Consider the following 23851-nt stretch of genomic DNA (forward strand, 5'->3'; position numbering starts at 1 on the left):
GTGGCGATAATTGGCTTTGTGTTTTTTAACGAAATCACTAAATTCTTTAGTTCCCATAGGGGGCGATTTACCATAAGCATCAGGATCAACCTCCCATTCCACGACCACGGTTTGGTTGGGTGTCCATTTTTCGGGCACCATAACACAGCAGACACCGACTGCCCCTCGCCCTTGGGCGCCATTGACTTTATACCAATTAACAGCAGTGTCTTTGACATGGTTAAAGCCCCAAATATTGGCGGGCAGCATATTCGTGCCTGTCTCCGGCGAGCAGGCGGTTAAGCTGAATAGGGCAATGCAAAGTACACCGGTGACTGAGGTTTTTTTCATTGGAACCCTCTGAGGTTAAGAATATTTAGTCAACACTGTTAATCTCTTTAAACGTTAGGATTATCCCGTCTTCTTCGCTATAACCCAAAGTCAGGCTTTGCGCTTGCTGGTGGTTCGATTGGCGCATGAGTAATTGTTGGCTCAGTACCGGTAAAATTTGTTGGTTAAGCAGGCTGTCTATATTACGGGCGCCGGTGTCTGGTAATAAACACGCGCTCACGAGGGTGTCATACAGTGCTTCATCGACAATCCCTTCGAGCTTGTAATGGGTGTAGAGACGCTTAATCACGCTGCCCAGTTTCATTTCAACAATTTGGCGCAGTGCGACAGGGCCTAATGGGCGATAAATCAGGGTTTGGAAACGCGCTAATAATGCAGGTTGGAAGTGGTCGCGCAAGGTTGGACGCAACAGTTCTTGCAGTTCGCCATCGGTAGACTCAGGGAACGCTTCGAGTTGTTGCATCAGCAAGTCACTGCCCAAGTTTGCTGTCATTAAAATCACGGTATTGCGAAAATCGATTTCACGGCCTTCGCCATCGCGCATAAAACCACGGTCAAACACTTGATAAAACAGGTTGAGCACATCGCGGTGCGCTTTTTCCACTTCATCAAGTAACACGACGCTGTAAGGGCGCTTGCGAACGGCTTCCGTTAAAATACCGCCTTGACCATAACCTACATAGCCTGGAGGAGAGCCTTTTAATTGGCTGACGGTGTGGGCTTCTTGATACTCGGACATGTTGATGGTGATTAAGGATTTTTCGCCACCAAACAGCACATCTGCCAAGGCCAAAGCCGTTTCCGTTTTCCCTACGCCACTTGGGCCAACCAGTAAAAATACCCCTTGCGGGCCATTTTCTGAGGCGAGACCCGTGCGAGCGGCGCGTAGTCGTTGCCCAAGCCCCAGTAATGGGCTTTCTTGACCCACGACACGTTTGCCAAGCGAATCTTCTAACTCAAGCAGCTCGGTTTGTTCGTCTTTTAATAGGCTGGATAATGGCACGCCTGTCCAATCTGCGATGACGGTGGCAACGGTTCTGACATCCACATCAGGGGTGATCAGTGGTTCGCTTTGCTGCACTTGTTCTAATTGGGTTTGAATGTCACTCACATCTTGGGATTGACGGCGCTGTTCTAAGAGTTCGCTGATAAGGTTTTTTTCTTGCTCAAAACGCTGTTCTAACTCAGCCAGTTGTATCGCTATTTGCGCATCTTGAGTGACTAATTCGTTTAGAAGGGATTGATTGGTGGTGTTGCCAATCGCCAAGTCATCAAGAATGGCTTGCTGCTCAAGTTCTAAGGCATTGCGCTTGGCTTTTAAACGGGTTAGTTCTTCAGGGAGCGTGTCGAGGCTCATGCGGATACGGGCGCTGGCGGTATCGAGTAAATCCACGGCTTTATCGGGGAGTTGACGACCCGTTAAGTAACGGCGAGACAAAGTCACCGCTGCTTTCACTGCATCATCAGTGATATGAACACCGTGGTATTTGGCATAGCGTGGTTTTAGCCCCCGCAGCATTAAACAGGCTTTTTCGTCGTCTGGCTCATCGACTTTGACCACTTGGAAGCGGCGCTCTAAGGCGGCATCGCGTTCAAAATATTGCTTGTATTCAGACCATGTTGTCGCTGCAATGGTTCTCAATTCACCGCGAGCTAGCGCGGGTTTGAGTAAGTTAGCGGCATCAGCGCCACCGGCTTGGTTGCCTGCGCCAATGATGGTATGGGCTTCATCGATAAACAGTAAAATCGGGGTAGGGGATTGTTGTACGGCCTCAATCACGTTTTTTAGGCGCTGCTCAAATTCGCCTTTAACGCCAGCGCCCGCTTGCAGTAGCCCCAAATCTAAAGTGCGCAAGGCGGTGGTTTGCAGGCTAACGGGCACATTCCCTTCGACAATGCGTAAGGCCAAGCCTTCCACCAAGGCTGTTTTCCCGACACCCGGCTCGCCGACGAGAATTGGGTTGTTTTTACGACGGCGAGAAAGAATATCCACCATTTGGCGAATTTCGTCATCACGTCCAAAGACAGGGTCAATCGCGCCTTCGCGTGCTTTTTCAGTGACATCGACGGTGAATTTATTCAGTACGGCCAGTAGTGCTTCGTTCAGTGTATTGCCAATCACATTTGAGCTTTTCGCCGTTTCTACATCGATAGCATCAGATGGCGTTTCATGGGATAAGGATTGATTATGTGTGGCGAGTTGTTGTATTTCAGGGCGCTCATCGGATTGGGCATCAAGCATCGGTCTTAAGCGTTGAAGTTGGGTGGTACTTAATGTCATTAATGGCCACAAATTATCATTGGGCACCAGTGACGGTTGCTGAGCCATGGCAGATAATAAATGCACGCTGCGAATATGTTCGATATCTTCATCCAATGATGCAATCACCCAAGCTTGTTGAATGAGATTCAGCAGCGGTTTTGATAAAGATGGGCGCGTATGAATGGAGCGTGGTAAGTTGTCGATATCTGTCAGTAAACTTTGCCAAAGGGCTGACATATCCCATTCATAGCGGCGAGCTAACACCGTGATATCGCTTTCCCCCATTTCCAATAATTTGAGCAACCAATGTTCAATGGTAATTTCCGCATGCGCTCGTGTTTGGCAAAGTGAAGCCGCCGCTTCTAATGCGTTGGCACAGTAAGGGTTTAGGCGGCGTAATAGCATCACGGATGAATTGTCCATATTCTTTCTCTCGTATTGGGGTAAAAATATATTGGGGTGAAAACGGTTAGAGACAGCAAGAAATGCTACCGCCCCTAACCGTTAACCGAGGTTCATTAGGTATCAAGATAAATTGTGTGTTGTGTGTCATCGGTGTACGAATACGTACAAAAAAAGCAGACGCCGAAACGCCTGCTTGTTTTAATTAAGCGGTTGCACGCTCATTCCAAGAATCGGAATGAATGATATTGCCGTCTTTATAGGTCCAAGTGATTTTTTCGTAGCGCAGTTCAATCTCTTCGAGATGGTTGTGCTTCTCTTTGTTAGGGTCTTTGATGTCGTGCATTTTTGGCGCGACTTTGACCACTTTGACGTTTTCAAGCTTGGTATTGAAATATTCCACTTCTTGCCCAGCATCATCAATGCGGTACCATTTGAATTCAGCTTCTTTCAAAGTTTGACCCGTGGTCACTGCTTTGTATAAATAAGGGCTTGATGCATCAATTTCTTTCACGAAAATAAATGGCGTATGGATACGTGTACCCGTTAATTTACCGGTATTGTTATCGGTTGGGATATACAGGTTATGGTCTTGTGCGACCACTTCAATACTGCCTTCACGGTCTTGTACATTGACAGAGCCCTTGATATCCGCGCCGCCGTCATCTTTTAGCCATAAATAAACAGGAATAGCCATGGTTACTTCTCCTTTTGTGTCGAATGTGTGTCATCGTCCATCGGTGACACGGTTTGATTATCTGCGCCCTGGCAAGCATCTGCTTGAGGGATGAGTCGTATTTCAACGCGTCGATTTTTTGCTCGGCCTTCAGCGGTTTGATTATCAGCAACTGGGTTATTTTGCCCGTCCCCTCGAACAGCAAAACAAGCAGGGCTGATATCACTGGTTTCTATCATCCAATCTCTGACTGATTCGGCGCGTTTTAATGAGAGTGTTTGGTTTAATGCTGGGTTTCCGGTGTTATCGGTATAGCCGGAGACGACAATCAACCAACCGGGTTTGGCTTTAATATTGAGCAAGGCATCGACTAAAACTTTAGTTGCATCCGTTTTGAGGGTGTATTGCCCTACATCAAACAACGATAGGCTATCAAGGGTGACTATTTCAGGGGCACTTTGAACAATGATAGGCGCGGGTGGCGGTGGAGGAGCCCAGCCACCTAATAGCGTGTGCAAGTAGGGTAATATTCTATTTCCCTGATATAACGCTAAAGAGTGAGAGGTTGGTATCCCTTCGCGTTCCCAACGTGCCAATTCAGTTGCATCATCTTGCAATTGCAGATAAGCGGTCTGTTTTGGTGCAAGAGGGGTATCCGAAAGTTGCGAAAAACGAGCAACATCTTCGCCAATGTGACGAATGAGTTGTTGGTTATGGTAGTAACTTCCGATTAATGCGCCTACCAAGAAGACCCCAAAAATAATTCCGATAGCCCCAAGGGTTTTCTCTGTGCGGCTTAAGCTAATATCATGGCGTAAGCGTCGTAACATCACATCGGGTAAAGGCAGCAAATCAGTGGTTTGAATTGATGAATATAGCGGCAGCATGGTTTTTTCTTGGATAAATTGCTGCCATAAGTTGTTAGGTTGGCTGGTGATATCTATCCATTGAATAGCCCATGCTGAAAGAGTTTGCTTTGGTGCTCCTGCTTGAGACACGGTGAACTGTGGGACTAAAACTTGGTTGAGCCAACTCTGTAAGGTATCTAACCACAGGGAAAATTGCAGGCTTTGCTCTGAGTGCCCAATATGGGCGGGCAACCAGACAGAGTAGGGGGCTGACATAGAACCTTCTTGTTCTACCTGAAACTCATTTTGGTGGCTGAGTAAAGTCATCCATGGAGTGTGTTCGCCATCCACGTGTAGGTCTGTACCTGTTTGGCGAGGCATAGTGAGATACACTGTGACCCAAAATGGCAGTTTTGACCCTATTTTTTGGTTGCTTTCACCAATAGCTCGACGCCAATTGAGCAATGCTTGAGTGAGTGTTTCTTGCTGAGTAAGTTGTTCCGGCAGGACGATATACAGTAATGATGTCTGCCCTGATAATGATGGGGCATGTTCCATCAATGCAGTCACTAATTTAACTAATTCAGTGGGGGCAGATACCCGAATATACCAACCTTGGCGAGTTTCTCGGTGTAATTGGTCACTCAAAAATAGGGCATCAGACTGACCACAAACGAGGATAACAGGACCCGAGTAGTTATCGGCAGGCAATGCACCCGCATAATCATGCTCAGTAGAAAGCATTTGGCGGCGCTGCTTATACTGCCAAAATAACATCCCACCGGTAAGAGCCAGCACTAAGACCGATACAAAAATAGTGACAGTTTGCCCTAGGGACCAAAACCCCCAGAGTAACCACAGAAAAAGGCCTGTCGCAAAAAGTGTCAGACACTGTTTGGTTGGGTTTTGCATGCCTATCCTTGTGTCATCCATTGTTGTAGTAAGTGTTCTAACGATGCACTGAAGCCCCACCACATTGCAGCGAGCACAAGAGCTCCACCAATCCAACCAAACCAGTAGAGTCGGCGGCGGCTAAAACGTAATTTAGGTTTTACGACAAGAGGTAAGTCTGATGAAATCAGATAATCAGGAAGTTGAACATTGAGTTGAGCGACGATACGCTCGCGTTCTGGCGCATTTTGCTGGCGAAATTTTCCAACAAACCCGAGGGTGAGCACGCGATGAAAACAGAGCAAAACATCTGGGTTAGGTGCCGTTTCATTTAAAATACTGCGTAGGCGATCCCACAGTTTATCTCCCGCTTCCAATGTATTGAAGTAACGGGCTTGCAACGGTGATTGTATCCAAGTGTTGTATCCATCATCTTGTTGATGCTGGCGATTCATCACGCTTTCATCAATTAATGCGCATTGGGCATATTGCATATGTTCAATGGCAGTTTCTGGATAACCATGTTCAAGTAATTTTTGACGCGTTTCATCAATCAGCTGACAAACTCGGTGGTAAAAATTATCACCCTGAGAGATGGCAGTGCCCTGATGAAGTTGACAAACCATTAACCAAGTTTGAGCAAAAATCATGTCAATAGTGTGGTGTGACATTGTATTTTTCATGAGCGAAGTACCGCAAACAGCTCTAATTGAATATCACCTAATGTACTCGGGACGTAAAAGGCACATTGCCCTGAAGAAAGCATGGCTTGACCCGCAGGTGTTTCAATATCTAGCGCAAAGTATTGATTTTCTAAACGAAGTGGAACCGCGGTTGGCACATGGCTGAGCGGTTTTAATGGGATACCATTGAGTGCCACATTGACCACATCAGCAACATCATCCCGACTACCTGCTTTACACAGCAAAGGAAATTGAGCAATGAGTAGGTGAGCGGGTAAAGATGAGCGTACGGATAAATAGAAATCCGCCTCTTCACGTAAGCGGCCATCATGAAGCTGCCCTGTCCAGAAAGGACCTTCTTTTACTAATTCAATACTGATAACACGTGAAGGTAAGCTGGCTTCAAGCAGGGTGTTTAATAGCGTAAAAAGAGGAGGGAAAACCTGCTCCGGTTGCTCATGTTTGTATTGCGGAATATCTTCCAATTTACTTTCTAAAGAGAAAGTTAATAAGCTCCCTGCTAAACGGGCGAGTTCTCGATAGAGTAATTCAGGATGACGATGTAGTGCCGTGCTAAGTTCATTGAGTACAGGTTCGGCGCTGTTCAATGAATTTAATAGCCAAAATAATGAGACATCAGCAACCACGAAGTCTGCCATTTTCTCATTGCTTTCGCGGCGCAGAGCCATCAGTCGACGGCGTTTAGCGACTAAGCGGTGCATAAATTCAGAGAGTAACGTGCGTAGTTCAAGACTTCCCTGACAAGCGAGCAAGGGGGGAATAAAACGCTTATCAAATTCCCATGCCCCTTGTGCATTGCGGATCAGCCGTGCAACAGGGCAAGTCATATAGGCTTCATTCTCATCATGGGCAAAACGTAGCGTTGCCACATGACGTAATACTGCAATATCCGTTTGCTCATGCCCGAGTAGGTCTTGAACTTTAACCCATTCTTGGCTAAACCGACGAGGGCGATCTGTACCCGTTTCAGGGGCCAAGTTGCCGCCATTTGCTAGCATTAAAGGTAACGCTAGCACGATGTCTAATGACTGACGATCTGCGTAGTCATTAAGGGATAATACCGGAGGAAGAGCATCAGACAGAGTCGTGTCAATAAGTGTGCCATCGTGAAAACGCACAATCATCTTTTGTGCGCTAACTCGAGATAGGGTTAAAGCACTGTCATCAAATTCAGTACTAATCACACCCCACGTTGAGGCAATACCCATTTGAGCAACGACTTCAGCGACATGGCTGTCCCAACGAGCTTGTTGTTGAAATTGTTGAGGGGCCAAAAAGGCCCCGTCTGTCCATAAGGGACGGTAGATTTTCATCCTGAATGACCTTTACTAATCGTTAGGCTTTGGCTTTAGGCATCTGCGAAACCAACGATAAATCCACATCCATGCCTTCGACTTGGAAGTGTGGGACGGCATACAGTTTCACGCGGAAGAAGCCTGGGTTATCTTCAATGTCTTCAACAACAACTTTTGCATCGCGAAGTGGATGAGAAGCTTGTAAATCATCACCCGGGTCGGTCATTTCAGTGACTAAACCACGAACCCAGTTGTTGAGTTCAAGTTCAAGGAGGCGTCTATCTTTGGTGGTACCAATGTTTTCACGTTGGATCAGTTTCAGGTAATGGGCAATGCGAGAGAGTAGGAAAATATAGGGTAAACGCGCGTTGATTCGGCTGTTTGCTGTCGCATCGGCAGTGTCATACAGCGCGGGCTTTTGGGTGGAATTAGCCGAGAAAAAGCACGAATAATCGCGGTTTTTGTAGTACGACAGTGGGATAAAGCCAAGATTAGCGAATTCAAATTCGCGCGTTTCAGGGATCATCACTTCTGATGGGATTTTCACCTGACTACCTGTACCTAAATCAAATAAATGAATAGGTAAATCTTTAACTGCTCCACCTGCTTGCGGACCACGAATTTGCACACACCAACCGTTGTTGATAAAGCTTTTAACCATGTTGGCAGCGAAAGCAAATGTGGCATTAGTCCACAAATATTTCTCATGATCTGGCCCTTTGACTTCTTCAACGTAATTGAAGCTTCGAACAGGCACAGTATCAGGGCCATAAGGTAAACGACCTAATACACGAGGCATGGTTAAACCAATATAGCGGGCATCATCCGAATCACGGAAAGCTTTCCATTTAATGTATTCAGCACGGTCAAAGTAGTTACCAATATCTTTGATAGCAGCCACTTCTTCCATGGTCTCTTTGCCAAAGAATTTTGGTCCAACAGACCCAATAAATGGCATATGGGCAGACGCGGAGACTTTAGAGATGCTGCGTAATAAGGCGATATCTTGCGCGCTACGGTCAAACTCATAGTTAGAGATTATCGCTGCAATAGGCTCACCACCTGGAGTGTCATATTCTGCAATATAGGTATGGTGGTAAAGACCACTTTGGATAATTTCCGGGCTATCTTCGAAATCTTGGCGCAAGTCATCCTTGGCAATATCCAGTAGCTCAATTTTTACGTTTTGACGAAAATCAGTGCGATCAACAAGGAATTTTAAACCACGCCAAGTAGATTCAACTTTTTGGAAGTCTTGATGGTGCATCACTTCATCTAATTGCTGGCTGATTTGCTTATCGAGTTCAGCAATATGATGGTCAAGCAGGTTGCGGTCTAAACGCTCCACTTTTTGACCAGAAGATTTTAAACGGTCTAAAAATACTTGAACGGCAACCGTGACTCGTTCATCCGCAGTTGCATCAGCTAGCGCAGTATTATCTTGGAATGCGTTAATATCACTGATTGTAGCAACAGGGGTTAAATTGATTTTTTCAAATAAAGAAGCATAAACGCCTTGATTCGAGGTTTCATCAAGTACAGTCGTTGCACCTTGGGTTGATTCATTTTTTACAGACATCAGCATAATCCTTTAATAATCCAAATTAATCTTTCTTCGGTGCAAGTTGTGCTAGCTCTTCACGTAGTTCATCACTGAGTGCTGGGTCCTTAAGGATATTTTCCAATTCACGGCGGAACGTAGCGTTATCGAGGAGGTTAGATTTCAGGTCGCGTAGCAGATTACGCATGGCTAACATGGCTCGAAGTTGGGGGATTTGACGAGCCACTTGCTCAGGTTCGAAGTCTTTCATATTTTTGAAAGAGAGGTTTACGCTTTCGTCACTTCCATCACCAGCAAGGGTATTTTTTACCGTTAAGTTAACTGTTGGTGTAAATTCACTAAGGACGCTATCAAAGTTATTTTTATTGATATTTACTTTTTCACGCTCAGACAACGCGCGGTTATCTTGTCCGTTACTGTAATCACCCATCGCTAATAACTTAAGTGGCAATTCCACTTTCTTCTGAGCGCCGCCCGTGTGCAGTTCTAATTTAATATTGACCCGTGCTTTGGGGACTTCATTTTGAAAGCTATCTGACATGAGTGAAATTTCCTTCAGTTTTAGTGAATATATTGAATTGTGTATTGTTAAATGGTTGCAATTGAATTCCATTCATTTAACTTATGTAATTATTTTCTTTATATCTTCACTGATTCAATAAATCAACTTTTCTTATCAATAAATGTGACGGGAAATCTACGTTTTTTTGGGGTTATCTTGGCTTTAAATTTAAAAGTTAATAATATCAACATTTAACGTGTGTTGTTTTTATGATTATAATTAAAAAGTGTCATTTAAATCTTTTTGTAATATTTTTTTTCAAAGTATTACAAAGTGATTCATAAGAATATTTACTCGTTTAGTGTGTGACTATCCTCTTTTTGATTAGAAATTATTTTATGAAAAGAAATAGATGAGTACTCAATAAAAATTACTGCTCTTTTTGAGCCTTGAGGAAGTACGCTTTATAGAACAGCATTACAGTCATAGCAAAACATGGAGTATTAAAAACTAGGGTGAATAGCCACTGCTATTTGGTTACAAGTGCAAAACTGGGTTGTTATCTAAAAGGTCATGTTGGAGTGAGGGTGAGGAGGAACAAGTTTTTACTTTATATAGTTAAAGGGTAAGCTTCATTTTTACTCTAGTTGGTGTTTTATTATCTGCGTTAAAATTAATAATAAATGCATATTTATGCGGTCTAAGCATCTCATTGAACCAAGAAAAAACAGGCATCAAAAATAGCCTAGTCATGTTCTTGGTTATATAGAAACTCGAATAGAATGAAAGTTAGGTTATTAAATAATCATTTAATAACAATATAATGAGTGCTATATAGTGCTCTCCTTGCATAATTACATGGTTCCAACGTTTGCTATCGTCTATTGGAAAACGGTTGATAAATTAACGTTATGGTCAATAATGCCAAAACCTAACGTTTATCGATTTAAATCATCGTATTGAAATAACGCCTACCTTATTCCCAAGGTTAAGGCTATACCATGTGCGTTATCGCTTGATAGGTAGCCTATCCCAGCTTTCACTTTTACTTGGTTATCATAGATATTAATGGGGGTTTCTAATGCGACAGAGGTATTATTTATAAAACCAAATGACAATTCTCTATAGTCCTTTCCATAGAACCCGCCGATATCATTGGATAAGATTAGATTGAAGTTAATGTCATTTATACTGATGAGTTCCGTCATAACATATTCACCACCAATCGACCATGTTCCGGTACTGCTATTGACATTTAGGCCTTTTGTCTTTCCAAAACCATTAGTAAACATATAGGATATATGGCCATATAGATTCAATTCATCATTATTGTCTAGGATATTTGTGTTTCTCAGGCCAAGTTTAGGTGTTATATGAAATGAATTTACGTTCCAATCTAATAACCCTTCATCGCGCAATACGTCTTTCATTTGTTGACTACCATGAAAGGTGGAATTATTGCTCATATTTGCATAACTTAATTCTAGCTCATTTTCTAGGCTGAACTTTTCGTTTATTTGGTAGGAAACTTTTGGTGATGCAGATAGACTAAAAATATCCCAACGGGCGCGTAGATTGCCTAAAGAGTCAATATTAACTAGTGACGATTTAACTTTAAGGTAATTACCTTTCAATTGCATAGAAAAAGAGTAATCATCTATTACATAAAGGTCTTTGAATTCATATGGTAAAGAATATTTTTCGTAGTTAAACCCCTCAGCATGAAGTGTTGAAGCGCTAATGTCATCTGTCAATGAAAGTGCAAGTAGCTTAGCGTAACCAGCATTCAAATTTTCATCGCTATAAGAACTACATATATAAATTGTTGAAAGTGATAATAATATTTTTAAGTATGGTACTTTCATTACATATTCCTGTCAGTGAGTAGTCAAGTAATACAATTAATAAGATAGATATTGTTATATTTCTCTGTTCTATATGTTTGTATTAGTTTAATTGATATATTGAAAAGTTAAAATACTAGCGGATAAATTAAACGGATAACGGGTAATTTACTCGAAGCTGTTATGATAGAAACCACTTATGATAGAAACCACTTATGTACAGGGGGATTCAGTCAATAGACGTAATGATAGACTTATCATTGATTAGCGTTGATGAATAGTAATGGTAAGTAAAAATAACTATTTAATAACCACCGAATTTTCGCCGTTATGTACTGCGTTTGTTGATGTAGCGAAAAATAATACGGTAGTTACCATCGGCTAAAATAAGAATATTATCCATTAAAAAACATCTACTGCTACAGGTTGCATACTATCCTTAATTTATATACATAATAATACGAGTGGGCTTCCATTAGAATTTAGTCGTTAAACACAAAAATACCCTGTCATCCCTTACACATTAAATTATGGAGTCATAAAATATTCAGACAGTCATAGCCGACATCAGTTTTGCTATTGGTCATGTATTTTTTGACTCTGTTCACTTCAAAATATTTGGATCATATCAACAAAGGTGGGCAGTTGTCTTTTCAGGTTATGTCGCTTACTCTGGATTAACGTTAGGTTTTTAAGAAGAGCTATTTATGATGAATATCCAATCTGACCACAACAGCTTTTTTATTTTATCTGATGATAAGCAAACTCGTCTCGCAGAGATAACCTTTGTATATACAGGAGACGAATTAGCGATTATTGATCACACATTGGTTGATGAAAGCTTAAAAGGACAGGGGATCGCAAAATTGCTTGTTGCTAAAGTCGTAGAGCGTATGAGAAAAGAAAGGCGCAAAGTTATCCCGCTGTGCCCGTTTGCGAAAGCGATATTTGATAGAACTCCTGAATATAATGATATTCGACAATAATATTCTTTAATGACCGATGAGGTAGTCATGACTATTGAATCCAATGATAAGAAAACAGAATTGCAGTTGATTACAGCGCGTTCCAAAGATGTTGGGGGCATCCCTGTCGCTCGGGTTTTACCTACAAGAGAACGTAGGTTAATTGGCGCATGGTGTTTTCTTGATCATGCAGGTCCTACTGTTTTTAAAGGGAATTCCGAAGGAATGAAGGTGGCTCCTCATCCTCATACTGGCTTACAAACTTTCACTTGGATGATAGAAGGGGAAGTATTACACCGCGATAGCTTAGGTTATGAGCAAGTTATTCGGCCGCGGCAAGTTAATTTAATGACAGCAGGATATGGGATCAGCCATTCAGAAGACACTTATGGAGCAAACCATAAACTCCATGCAGTGCAGTTATGGATAGCATTGCCGGAAGCCGTTAAAGATACAATACCTCGTTTTGATCATTATCCTATTTTACCGAATTGGCTTGAAGGGCAAACCCAATTCCACTTGTTAGTGGGTGAATACGGGGCTTATAAAGCGCCGACGTTGAGCTTTTCTCCTTTAGTTGGGGTCGATATTATTGCTCAAAAAAGTGTTGAACATAGCTTAACGTTACAGTCTGAATTTGAATACGGTATTTTTGTTATTGAAGGAGCTGTGATTGTTGATGGGCAACACGTAGGTACGAATCAATTAGTGTATTTAGGCAAAAACAATTCTGAAGTTGTTGTGCGGTTTGCTTCAAATAGCCACATCTTATTACTTGGGGGCGAACCTTTAAATGAAACTATATTAATGTGGTGGAATTTTATTGGGCGTACTAAAGCTGAAATTATCGAGGCTGTTGAGGCGTGGAACCAAGGTCATCCTCGTTTTGGCCAAGTATTTAATGATGATCGCAGCCCAACACCGTCCCCATTAATGCCTTGAACGGTATTTATGTTTCCTAATTGAGTGGATAGATGTTTAATTTAAAAGCACTATCATATTGAGTAAGTTTCGAATTTTTATTCAATCATGGAACTGATTACTTTAACTGTTCTTGATAGTACTTAATTTTATTATTTAAACTATCTAGGTGGTCATTCAATATTAGGATCTGTTGTTCTAGACTCGTATAATGTTCTGTGAGTAAATTCATTCTATCTAACGTTGTGGATGCGCCTATCTCCCTTAATTTCGCGTATTCTTTAATTTTTTTTAAAGGCATCCCTGTTTCCTTTAAACGAATAATAAATTTAATCCATTCAATATCAGTTTCTGAGTAAAATCGATGGTTATTACTTTGCCTTGAAGGTGCCAAGATACCTTCTTTTTCATAATATCTAAGCGTATAAATGCTAAAGCCAGTTAATTGCGAAAATTGGCTAATTGAATAATTCATATGTACCTACTATCGAAAAAAATACTTGACCTAGAGTAAGCTCTATCTTTTAGCCTTTCAATACATTTTGTAAATGAGAGGTCATTATGAAAAATCACCATTATGCTGTTATTACAGGAGCTAGCTCCGGAATAGGGCGAGCTATAGCACTCGCATTTGCTAAACGAGGCTTTAATATTATTGCAATAGCGAGGCGGGGATTTTTGCTTGAAGAGTTAAAAACGGAACTAAAAACGTTACACCCAAACATTGATATAGTCACAAAAATATGTGATTTATCGAGTGTTGAAAATGCGAGTTTACTCTATGGCGAGTTAAGCCCGTTTGACATTGATGTATGGGTAAATAATGCGGGTATTGGTTATTATGGTGAAGCTGCCAAACAATCACTTGAAGATGTAAATACGTTATTAAATTTAAACATTAATACATTAGCAATGCTTTCATTGATGTATGTCCGTGATAACCATAATTTAGAAAATAAGCAGCTCATTAATGTTAGTTCAGCTGGAGGATATACTATCGTACCAACTGCGGTGACGTATTGTGGCTCAAAATTTTTTGTTAGCGCTTTTACAGAAGGGCTTGCCCATGAATTATTAAACGCAGGAGCACAATTAAAAGTCAAGTTATTAGCACCAGCCGCAACAAAAACAGAATTCGGCAAAGTCGCCAATAATCTAGCACATTATGATTATGACCAAGTTTTTGGGACTTATCATTCAAGTAATGAGTTAGCTGATTTTTTTATGCAATTATATGATTCAGAAAATGTTATTGGTTATGTTGATAGAGACAGTTTCAGTTTTAAATTACTTGATAATAGGATGCCTTATGCCAATAACAGCAAATCTAACCAAAAGTTATAGGATTATGAGTATGAATTCTTAAACAAGATAATAATCATTATATGGGTATTAATGGTGGATAATCCCCGATTGTGGCATGAGGTATTCACAGAATATAGCTATTTTCGAAATGGCCTAATTACTTGAAAATAGAGATTTTGAATTAGCTAATTGGCTGCTACCTTGTGCCATTTAAGCCAGTATAATTTGGTAATACTATCATGAGTATTATCTATATTGTTTTTTTAATAGTAAATATGGGCATATTGATAAATAATTGGTTTTACCCAACTATTGTTGCACATCTTGGTGGTGTTAATTCAATGTGTTAACTAATTTGAAGTTAAAACGTAGGTGATGGTGCTTCTACATGATGATACTCTTGAGTGAACAACTAATGGTTGTGGGGGGCAGGGAATTTAAACCGGGGCGACCCTTGTACGTGAACTGAATTATTACAGTAGGGTGTTGATGCTATCTGCTCTGATCATATTGATCACCGCTGGATTTTAGCTCAATGACGTAAGTAACTGAGTTTTCCATTAATAAATTACTGTTTAATCATCCAGTTGAACAGTTGAACAGTTGAACAGTTGAACAGTTGAACAATTGAATAATTGTCTATTAAAGTGAGCTTGATTTATCTCAGCAGTATATTCTTACAATATGAATGTTTAGCTTAAGGATAATAATGTTTATACTGAGCTAAATTATACACATTGAAGAGATAAGGGATGATATGAAAAGAGTAGGAATTTTGCTCACGGCTTTAGTTGTGTTATCAGGCTGTCAGACTTCTAATTCAACGTTAGTTTACGAATGTAATATTGACCAATCGATTAATCAGATTTCTAGAGATAGAAATGGTTTTTTTGCTTTTCCGACTGCGGCTCCGACAGTTAAAGTGTTTTCTTACAATGGCGCATTCAATATTCGTGATTTTGAAGCCGGTGAATATGCAGGCTATAAACTGGAAAAAAGCCAACAACAACAGCAAATAAAGACCGTTAAAGATTTTAAAGTCATTGTTAATAAAGGTGATTATTACCACGATAGCGGGAAAATTATTGAGATCTTCTCCCCAAAACAAAAAACAATTAGTTTATTTTTAATTGATCAGAAAACAGGGAAAACGGATTCGCTGCAATTTTTAACCGATTGTGAAAAAAAATATATAGAAATAAAAAATCGACCTCAGCATGATGACCATGATTCCTCCCCTGAATATGATAAAAATGACCCTGTTGTTAATGGTTAAGTGTGATTAAGGCATGAACATGATTGTTTAATTTGTATTAACATACAGATTGAATAGAGTATAAAGCAGCCATTTTCATAGGGGATATATAATGACTATTTCGGCAAGAAACCAACTTTCAGGTGTTGTTGCATCTATTGGTGTTGGTGCTGTCAATGATGAAATTATTTTGGATTTAGCGAGTGGGGAAAGCATTACTGCGGTTATTACTAAAAATAGTACCGCACAGCTAGGTCTAGAAAAAGGGAAACCTGTAATTGCGGTTATTAAAGCGCCTTGGGTAGTCCTTGTTTCTGATGAGAATGAATATAATTTCTCTGCTCGTAACCAATTTAATGGCATTGTCGAGTCTATTGAAAAGGGCAGTGTGAATTCAGTGGTCAATTTAAGAACAAAAGCAGGTACTTTGTTATCTGCGGTGGTGACAAACAATAGTACCTCTGAGATGGGGTTAATGGTTAATAGCCCTGTGACTGCTATTATTAAAGCATCAAGTATTATTCTTGCAACGAAAAAATAAGTGTTTGATAAACTATTTATCAAAAGATGGTTAAGGGGGGTAAATAGAAATGATATTTACCCCCTTTTTTATTTAAGGTAAATGCCATCTAATTCCCAGTGATGTGTCAGCTCCCTTATAATGATTAAGAAAGCAGTAAACGAGGTGTCTGTTGGTAAAGTTGTTGAGTTAATAGGGCTACCATTGATGACATTAACCAACTCGTTAAATGCACTTTCAATCTGCTGGGTAGTTAAAAAATATTCTGTATTACCAGTGTGTTGCCAAATGGCCTTTAGTTTATTATCTCTATTAATCAGAACAGGGTTATTTATAGAGAGTTGCTTTCTAGCAGGAATGACCGTGTTTTCAATTAATTCAATGGCTATTTCTGCTTCATAAGGTGTTATTGGTGAGTGTTGAAATTTAAACCCATTAATACTGTCGCTACCAATAGGTAAGGTAATTTTATTGGATAGAAAAGAGAGATTGGTTTCTTGAGGCGTAATTTCTAATTGAATCGCATTCATTATGAAACCCCCAGTGAATACTGTATGTCTAGTTATGCTACACTGATTATTTCAAACTGTAAAAACATTTAAATATTCTAGATAATATATTTGAGCTTAGTCATTTTAGCCAATTAACAGTAAGTTATAATAAAAAATTAGATATTGATATTTTAATAAAAGGATAGATTTTATGGTGACAATTATATATGCACACCCTTGGAAAGGGAGCTTCTGCCAGTTTTTACTTGATAATATAACGAAAGGGTTAACCGAAAAAAAGAAAGATTATCAGGTAATTGACCTGCATAGAGATAAGTTTAACCCTGTGTTAGCAGAAGAAGAGCTCGCACTTTATTCCACCGGTAACTATATTGATCCTTTAGTTGGAAAATACCAAGAAATGTTGAAAAATAGCTCACAAGTTATTGTCATATTTCCTGTTTGGTGGATGGGAATGCCTGCAATTTTAAAAGGCTTTTTTGATAAAGTAATGCTTAACGGTTTTGCTTGGTATTATAACGAACAGCAGAAAAAATTATTACCTTTGCTAGACATCCCCAAAACTACTGTTGTCACGACATCAGAAGAAGCCACAAAATTTATTATTAAAGAGGGAGACCCTGTTAGTGATGCTATTTTTCATTGTATGACAGCGGTAGGTTTAAAAAATAGTAAATGGATGAATTGTGACTATGTAACCCAGGGAGGAAATGAACACCGCATGGCGTTTATAAATACAGTATTGAACGAAGTTTAATTATTTTAATATTAAATTTATTTATACTTTAATTCTATATAACGTGATTAAGTCTATTATCACGTTATGTTTTAAGGTTACGCAAATTCTGTAATAAAATAAAATATAATTTTGTTTTATTTGTAATTGTTTATCTTTAAGAATAAATAATGAAATTATGTGATAAATTAATTACTTTATCATTCATGATAGGGTGGTTTTATGTCTGAAGTTAGGATCATTGCAACGGTAATAGCAAAAGAAAACGAAGTTGCTTATGTTAGAGCCGCGGCAGAGTCAATTGTTAAGTCGAGCCATCAGGAAGAAGGTTGCCTTCAATATGAATTGCATCAGCTTCATGACAACTCTAATACATTTGTTTTCTTTGAGGTATGGCAGAGTCAAAAAGCCGTTGATAAGCATAATAATACACTGCACTTTAACGAGTTCATTAGTCAGGTAAAAGATAGGGTCGAACTGTTAGATGTGAAATTGATGAGTAAAATTGCCTAGGAGCACTATTATTTGCTATTTATCTTGAAAAGTAACATTTTAATAGTCTCACTGTAACTAAGTTCAGCAGTGTGGATGGCTTCAGGTGTGAATGAGGGAGCTTGATTTTTAGGGGATACTGATAGCGCTTCTCCATGAGTATAATCTATTAGGATATGCCCCCATTTCGTTGCTTCTATTTGAGATAAACCAAGTTTCATTAATTGTTGGGTGAGTATTTCGGTGATCCTTTTGGCTTGTTCTGGAAAAGCATTTGGGGAACTGAAAATAGCTAAGGTGATTTGCGGATAAAGGGTCACTTTTTGCCTGTAATGCAGTAATAGCGACTCGATTTGTTGGTAAAGGTCAGGCAAGTCAGGCAATTGAATATCTTGATAAAGCCTATTGGCAATAGCTTGTATTAAGGCATCTTTATCTGAAAAGTAATGATAGAGCGCCATCGGGTTGACGTTTATCTTTTTGGCCAGCATGCGCATAGATAGGTTATCAACCTTATTATCATCTAACATTTCAATAGCTTTAGTCACTATCAACTCTAAAGAGATAGTTTGCTGGTTAGCCGGCGGGCGGCCAGGCTTTTTATCTTTCACTTTAAAACCTCATATTTAGATTGCACAAAGCCGGAAGGGAAACTGCGTGTATGCAGGTGGTTGAGTAAAATATCGTGATTGAGGTCTCCAAATAATGGGCGCCCGCTCCCAAGTAGAATGGGGAGTTTAGTTATAATTAGGTCGCTAATCATACCCCTTTTTAAAAATGATTGAACCACTTGCCCTCCATCGATATAGACGTGTTGGCATCCTTCTAATTCCAGCATTTTCATCACATTTTCAGGGGATTGATCACTAAAACGAACTTTCCCCACTAAATGTTCAGGCACGGCTTGGTTGGTTAATGTAGAAGAAAGTACGACAACCGGAAGATTGTAAACCCAAGGTGTGATATGACTTAGTGTTTCGAAGGTGCCGCTTCCCATCACAATTGCATCTATTTGATTGATAAATTGGTCATAGCCATGATCCTCATTAGAAGTATCAATGCACCCAAGCCAATCTATTTGCCCATCTTTACGTGCGATGTAGCCATCTAAACTAGTGGCAATAAATACATGCCCCGTAATCATATTTGTTCCCCATTAATTAATTATACGGTGTATAATAATTGGTTCTATGGTGCAAGTCTAGTGGGTAAAATGCTTTTTAGGGGATGGGCTAAATTGACAAAATTTTTGCTGCTTATAAAATAGCGGAGATTGGTCATTAGACTCGTAAGCGTTTACGTTAACCAACGCATATAACTTTTGGTCACACGAATAGTTATATGCTTATGTGTGCCAGTAACCTTGGAGTTTTTTATGCCAAATCAAAGTCGTAATTATGTATTAGGTATTCCCAAATTACCTGCTCGTGCGATGATCTTTCTAGTTCCTTTCTTTTTATCCCTTGTAATGAGTGGGATCGTTTCCCTTATTAGTACTGTTAGAGCGCTAGGTTTTACTTCGGAAGTTTTCCCATCTTGGGTTAGCTCTTGGGGGATTTCTTGGATGATTGCCTTTCCAACGGTGTTCTTTGTATTACCTATCGCGAGACGAATCTCATTAATGTTAGTTAAATCCTCCTAAAAGCATGTGTTTTTTTCATACAGTCAGTTGCTATTATAGAAGGGAAATCAGTAGCGCTAATTTTGAATGGGGTCTTATGTCGATAAAAATTATTGGTTTGTTTTTTATCACTGCACTAGCTGAAATTGCAGGCTGTTATTTCCCTTATCTCTGGATGAAAAAACAGGGAGGGCCTTGGCTATTAATCCCTACAGCCTTAAGTTTGATGCTATTTGTCTGGTTATTGACATTACATCCAGAAGCCAGTGGCCGAATTTATGCATCTTACGGTGGGATATATATTGTCACAGCGTTAGTATGGCTAAAAGTTGTCGATGGGGTCGCACTTTTGGTAACTGACTGGGTTGGGGCTTTCGTTGTGCTTGTTGGCGCTGGTATCATTATTAGTGGCTGGGAGTAAAAAACAGATTATTATTTAGATAAAGTAATATCCCAAAAGAACGTCATTATTATTTCGCAAGTGAGTTCTCAATGAATTCACTTTTTCCATATTTAAACTATAAGCCTGCAAGAACCATAGATAGCCTAGTGCTGTTACCTCAAAAATACAGATAAGGTTGTCGTAAAACTGAGTTTTATTTTTATCTGGTGGCTTATTATAAGACGGTTATTTTTTTTGTTTATTATTATTATTTAAGTATCTGTGGTGATGTTCGGTATTTTTTATCATTATTGTTTCATATTAGAACAATTAAATATTGGTTTTGTAAAAAGCTAGACTAAGCTTGGGTATTTTTTTAATTAATTGATTTTAAAGAGTTTCAAATGATTTATGCTTATTTCTGTCAATGTTTTTTCCACCAGTTTTATATGGTGATGATTTATTTTTCATGAAATTAAATAAATTTAGTTTTTGGTCAGCTGTGATGTATTTCCTGAATTAATTTTCTTCTATTTTTATTTGTATTTTTTAAAATGCTAATGAAATGTATTTAACTAAAATATTTCAAAAAGTAACATTTGATCTAAGTCAATTTAACAATAATTACTCTATTGGTAGTATTTGTAATTGATGTTTAACTACTCAGTTAATATTAATTAAACTTTTATTTTCACTTTCATTGATTTTAGGCAATATCTAATCATATTAGGCTGCTATTCTCTCACCGATTTATACAAAAAATATAAAGAGGTTAGCAATGAACGTTAGTCGCAGAAAGTTTTTTAAAATCTGCGCTGGCGGGATGGCAGGTACAACTGTAGCTGCGTTAGGTTTTATGCCTGGAATGGCAATAGCTAATGTACGTGAATATAAATTACTACGCTCTAAAGAGACGCGTAACACTTGTACTTACTGTTCTGTCGGTTGTGGATTACTAATATATAGCATGGGCGATGGTGCCATGAATGCTAAATCCGCGATATTCCATGTGGAAGGTGACTCCGACCACCCTGTAAACCGTGGTGCTTTATGCCCTAAAGGGGCTGGCCTGCTTGACTATATCCAGAGCGAAAATCGTTTACGTTATCCTGAATATAGAGCACCAGGCTCTGATAAATGGCAACGCATTAGCTGGGATGATGCTTTCACACGTATTGCCCGTTTAATGAAAGATGACCGCGATGCAAATTTCATTGAGAAAAACGCTGAGGGAACAACCGTAAACCGTTGGTTATCAACAGGGATGCTTTGTGCATCTGCTGCAAGTAACGAAACAGGAATGTTGACCCAAAAATTCGCGAGATCGCTAGGTATGCTGGCGGTTGATAACCAAGCACGTGTCTGACACGGACCAACGGTAGCAAGTCTTGCTCCAACATTTGGTCGCGGTGCGATGACCAACCACTGGGTTGATATCAAAAATGCCGATGTCGTCGTCGTAATGGGCGGTAACGCTGCGGAAGCACACCCTGTTGGGTTCCGCTGGGCAATTGAAGCGAAAAATAATAACAATGCAACACTGATTGTGATCGACCCGCGTTTTACGCGTACGGCATCAGTGGCAGACCATTATGTTCCGATTCGTTCGGGTACCGATATTACATTCTTATCGGGCGTCTTGTTGTACCTGATTGAAAATAACAAAATAAACGCTGAATACGTTCAAAACTATACTAATGCGTCATTAATTGTTCGAGATGATTTTGACTTTGATGATGGCCTCTTTAGTGGCTATAACGCAGATACACGTAGTTATGATAAAACCAGCTGGAACTACAAATTTGATGAAAATGGTCATGCGTTACGCGATGACACATTACAAGACCCTCGTTGTGTGTGGAATCTGCTTCACAAGCACGTGTCACGCTATACACCTGAAATTGTTGAGCAAATTTGTGGTACATCAAAGGCTGATTTCTTAAAAGTCTGTGAAATCTTAGCAACCACGAGTGCTTCAGATAAAGCAGGGACTTTCTTATACGCCTTAGGTTGGACACAACATACGGTTGGTGCGCAAAATATTCGTACCATGGCAATGATCCAGTTACTACTTGGTAACATGGGGGTTGCTGGCGGTGGTGTTAATGCCTTACGTGGCCACTCAAATATTCAAGGTTTAACTGATCTAGGGTTATTATCGACCAGTCTGCCCGGCTATTTGACGTTGCCTTCAGAAAAACACCTGAATATTGATAGCTATCTGTCTGCTAATACACCAAAAGCAACCTTACCAAATCAAGTTAACTTTTGGAGTAACTACCCGAAATTCTTCGTCAGTTTAATGAAGTCTTTCTATGGTGATTCTGCACAAGCTGACAACCAATGGGGCTATGATTGGTTACCTAAATGGGACCAAGCTTATGATGTAATGAAGTATTTTGACATGATGAGCCGTAATGAGGTCACGGGTTATATTTGTCAAGGATTTAACCCTGTAGCGTCATTCCCAGATAAAAACAAAGTTGTTAGCTGCCTCAGTAAGTTGAAATATTTGATTGTTGTCGACCCGTTAGTCACTGAAACTGCTAATTTCTGGCAAAACCACGGTGAAATGAATGATGTCGATACAGCTTCGATTCAAACTGAAGTTTTCCGTCTACCATCAACGTGTTTTGCAGAAGAAGATGGCTCTATCGCGAACTCTGGTCGTTGGTTGCAATGGCACTGGCAGGCAGCGGATGCTCCAGGTGAAGCGCGTAATGATGGCCAAATCTTGACAGGAATTTTATACAAAATTCGTGAGTTGTATGAAAAAGAAGGCGGTCAAGGCCAAGATCCTCTGATGCAGATGAAATGGAATTATAAACAGCAATTCCACCCTGAATCAGAAGAAGTGGCAAAAGAAAATAACGGAGTTGCACTGGCTGATCTGTACGATGCCGACGGCAATTTACAAGCGAAAAAAGGTGAACTTCTTAGCTCATTTGCCTTATTACGTGCTGACGGTACAACAGCATCTTCTTGCTGGATATACACGGGCAGTTGGACTGAAAAAGGCAACCAGATGGCGAATCGCGACAATAGTGACCCGTCTGGCATTGGTAACACGTTAGGTTGGGCATGGGCGTGGCCGTTGAATCGTCGCGTTATTTATAACCGAGCATCTTGTGATACTAAAGGTAAGCCGTGGAATAAAGACCGTGTGCTAATTGAATGGAATGGCAAAAAATGGGTCGGTAATGATATTCCTGACTTTAATGCATCTGCACCAGAAGTCGGAACAGGTCCATTCATTATGCAACCAGAAGGGTTAGGGCGTTTATTTGCTATCGATAAGATGGCAGAAGGGCCATTCCCTGAGCACTATGAGCCTTTTGAAACGCCTCTTGGTACTAACCCATTACACCCGAATGTGGTTTCTAACCCTGCGGCACGGATCTTTGATGAGGACAAAAAACGTCTTGGCGACCACAAAGATTTCCCTTATGTCGGCACCACTTATCGTTTAACAGAGCACTTCCACACATGGACTAAGCATGCTCGCTTGAATGCGATTGCTCAGCCAGAGCAATTTGTTGAAATCAGCGAAACATTAGCGAAAGCCAAAGGAATTGCGTTAGGCGATAAGGTCAAAGTCAGTAGTAAACGTGGTTTTATCAAAGCCGTTGCGGTGGTAACGCCGAGATTACAAACCCTGATGGTGGACGGTAAACCAATTGAAACCGTTGGGTTACCTATTCACTGGGGCTTTGAAGGGGCTACGCAAAAAGGTTTTATCACCAATACGTTGACGCCATCTGTGGGGGACGCTAACTCTCAAACACCTGAGTATAAAGCGTTTTTAGTTAACATTGAGAAGGCGTAA

General features: G+C 40.2%; 23 protein-coding genes. 10 read left to right on the plus strand and 13 right to left on the minus strand.

Annotated features, from left to right (window positions below; genetic code table 11):
- The 9 genes from ACPEH5_RS00175 to ACPEH5_RS00215 form a co-directional block, all read right to left on the minus strand.
- Positions 1-330: DUF3304 domain-containing protein (locus ACPEH5_RS00175; RefSeq protein ID WP_423727007.1), on the minus strand; the 330-nt coding region annotated here is incomplete at its 3' end.
- 25 nt (positions 331-355) lie between these two features.
- Entirely contained in the window at positions 356-3016 is a 2661-nt protein-coding gene (gene tssH, locus ACPEH5_RS00180) for a type VI secretion system ATPase TssH (protein ID WP_166686757.1), read from the minus strand.
- 184 nt (positions 3017-3200) lie between these two features.
- Positions 3201-3692, minus strand: a complete 492-nt coding sequence (locus ACPEH5_RS00185) for an Hcp family type VI secretion system effector (RefSeq protein WP_004912469.1) — start codon at positions 3690-3692, stop codon at positions 3201-3203.
- 2 nt (positions 3693-3694) lie between these two features.
- Complete coding sequence (locus ACPEH5_RS00190) at positions 3695-5431, minus strand: OmpA family protein (RefSeq protein ID WP_281111239.1); 1737 nt, start codon at positions 5429-5431, stop codon at positions 3695-3697.
- Between the two features lie 2 nt (positions 5432-5433).
- Complete coding sequence (gene tssL, locus ACPEH5_RS00195; RefSeq protein ID WP_048606636.1) at positions 5434-6093, minus strand: type VI secretion system protein TssL, short form; 660 nt, start codon at positions 6091-6093, stop codon at positions 5434-5436.
- Positions 6090-7427: a type VI secretion system baseplate subunit TssK gene (tssK, locus tag ACPEH5_RS00200; RefSeq protein WP_048606638.1), complete on the minus strand. Its 1338-nt coding sequence runs from the start codon at positions 7425-7427 to the stop codon at positions 6090-6092. Before tssK ends, tssL begins: the two co-directional genes overlap by 4 nt.
- 22 nt (positions 7428-7449) lie before the next feature.
- Complete coding sequence (tssC, locus tag ACPEH5_RS00205) at positions 7450-8994, minus strand: type VI secretion system contractile sheath large subunit (protein WP_042848029.1); 1545 nt, start codon at positions 8992-8994, stop codon at positions 7450-7452.
- Between the two features lie 19 nt (positions 8995-9013).
- Complete coding sequence (gene tssB / locus ACPEH5_RS00210) at positions 9014-9511, minus strand: type VI secretion system contractile sheath small subunit (RefSeq protein ID WP_042848028.1); 498 nt, start codon at positions 9509-9511, stop codon at positions 9014-9016.
- Between the two features lie 932 nt (positions 9512-10443).
- The gene (locus ACPEH5_RS00215; protein WP_166686756.1) at positions 10444-11337 is read right to left on the minus strand and encodes a hypothetical protein; all 894 of its coding nucleotides are present in this window, start codon (positions 11335-11337) and stop codon (positions 10444-10446) included.
- Between the two features lie 689 nt (positions 11338-12026).
- On the opposite strand from ACPEH5_RS00215, the gene ACPEH5_RS00220 reads away from it, so the two are divergent.
- Complete coding sequence (locus tag ACPEH5_RS00220; RefSeq protein WP_042848080.1) at positions 12027-12302, plus strand: GNAT family N-acetyltransferase; 276 nt, start codon at positions 12027-12029, stop codon at positions 12300-12302.
- A gap of 27 nt (positions 12303-12329) precedes the next feature.
- A complete protein-coding gene (locus ACPEH5_RS00225; RefSeq protein ID WP_042848022.1) occupies positions 12330-13223 on the plus strand; it encodes a pirin family protein in 894 nt (297 codons plus the stop codon).
- Between the two features lie 97 nt (positions 13224-13320).
- On the opposite strand, the gene ACPEH5_RS00230 is transcribed toward ACPEH5_RS00225, so the two are convergent.
- Positions 13321-13677: a MerR family transcriptional regulator gene (locus tag ACPEH5_RS00230; RefSeq protein ID WP_042848020.1), complete on the minus strand. Its 357-nt coding sequence runs from the start codon at positions 13675-13677 to the stop codon at positions 13321-13323.
- A gap of 86 nt (positions 13678-13763) precedes the next feature.
- Between ACPEH5_RS00230 and ACPEH5_RS00235 the strand changes: the two genes are divergently transcribed.
- The 3 genes from ACPEH5_RS00235 to ACPEH5_RS00245 all read left to right on the plus strand — a co-directional run bounded on the left by ACPEH5_RS00235 (position 13764) and on the right by ACPEH5_RS00245 (position 16303).
- Positions 13764-14546: an SDR family NAD(P)-dependent oxidoreductase gene (locus tag ACPEH5_RS00235; protein WP_129466692.1), complete on the plus strand. Its 783-nt coding sequence runs from the start codon at positions 13764-13766 to the stop codon at positions 14544-14546.
- Positions 14547-15264: 718 nt separating this feature from the next.
- Positions 15265-15783: a hypothetical protein gene (locus ACPEH5_RS00240; protein WP_048606642.1), complete on the plus strand. Its 519-nt coding sequence runs from the start codon at positions 15265-15267 to the stop codon at positions 15781-15783.
- 91 nt (positions 15784-15874) lie between these two features.
- Positions 15875-16303 (plus strand): TOBE domain-containing protein, encoded by a 429-nt coding sequence (locus tag ACPEH5_RS00245; RefSeq protein ID WP_131680695.1) that lies wholly within the window; start codon positions 15875-15877, stop codon positions 16301-16303.
- A 68-nt stretch (positions 16304-16371) separates the two neighbouring features.
- Here the strand turns inward: ACPEH5_RS00245 and ACPEH5_RS00250 are convergent, their stop codons facing one another.
- The gene (locus ACPEH5_RS00250) at positions 16372-16812 is read right to left on the minus strand and encodes a hypothetical protein (RefSeq protein WP_208325144.1); all 441 of its coding nucleotides are present in this window, start codon (positions 16810-16812) and stop codon (positions 16372-16374) included.
- Positions 16813-16984: 172 nt separating this feature from the next.
- On the opposite strand from ACPEH5_RS00250, the gene ACPEH5_RS00255 reads away from it, so the two are divergent.
- Positions 16985-17551, plus strand: coding sequence for an NAD(P)H-dependent oxidoreductase (locus tag ACPEH5_RS00255; protein WP_198861284.1), 567 nt, complete (start codon positions 16985-16987; stop codon positions 17549-17551).
- 201 nt (positions 17552-17752) lie between these two features.
- Positions 17753-18043 carry a putative quinol monooxygenase gene (locus tag ACPEH5_RS00260; protein ID WP_272656357.1) on the plus strand — a complete coding sequence of 97 codons (291 nt, stop codon included), beginning with the start codon at positions 17753-17755 and terminating at the stop codon, positions 18041-18043.
- 8 nt (positions 18044-18051) lie between these two features.
- On the opposite strand, the gene ACPEH5_RS00265 is transcribed toward ACPEH5_RS00260, so the two are convergent.
- Positions 18052-18633: a TetR/AcrR family transcriptional regulator gene (locus tag ACPEH5_RS00265; protein ID WP_052219432.1), complete on the minus strand. Its 582-nt coding sequence runs from the start codon at positions 18631-18633 to the stop codon at positions 18052-18054.
- Positions 18630-19166: a dihydrofolate reductase family protein gene (locus ACPEH5_RS00270; protein WP_042848007.1), complete on the minus strand. Its 537-nt coding sequence runs from the start codon at positions 19164-19166 to the stop codon at positions 18630-18632. Before ACPEH5_RS00270 ends, ACPEH5_RS00265 begins: the two co-directional genes overlap by 4 nt.
- A 231-nt stretch (positions 19167-19397) precedes the next feature.
- On the opposite strand from ACPEH5_RS00270, the gene ACPEH5_RS00275 reads away from it, so the two are divergent.
- The 3 genes from ACPEH5_RS00275 to fdnG all read left to right on the plus strand — a co-directional run bounded on the left by ACPEH5_RS00275 (position 19398) and on the right by fdnG (position 23851).
- Entirely contained in the window at positions 19398-19664 is a 267-nt protein-coding gene (locus ACPEH5_RS00275) for a DUF2798 domain-containing protein (RefSeq protein ID WP_042848005.1), read from the plus strand.
- Between the two features lie 76 nt (positions 19665-19740).
- Positions 19741-20064 (plus strand): YnfA family protein, encoded by a 324-nt coding sequence (locus tag ACPEH5_RS00280; RefSeq protein WP_131680692.1) that lies wholly within the window; start codon positions 19741-19743, stop codon positions 20062-20064.
- 739 nt (positions 20065-20803) lie between these two features.
- Positions 20804-23851 (plus strand): formate dehydrogenase-N subunit alpha, encoded by a 3048-nt coding sequence (fdnG, locus tag ACPEH5_RS00285; protein ID WP_129466691.1) that lies wholly within the window; start codon positions 20804-20806, stop codon positions 23849-23851.

This window comes from Providencia sp. NPDC089933, assembly GCF_049545585.1.
GTDB classification, from domain to species: domain Bacteria; phylum Pseudomonadota; class Gammaproteobacteria; order Enterobacterales; family Enterobacteriaceae; genus Providencia; species Providencia huashanensis.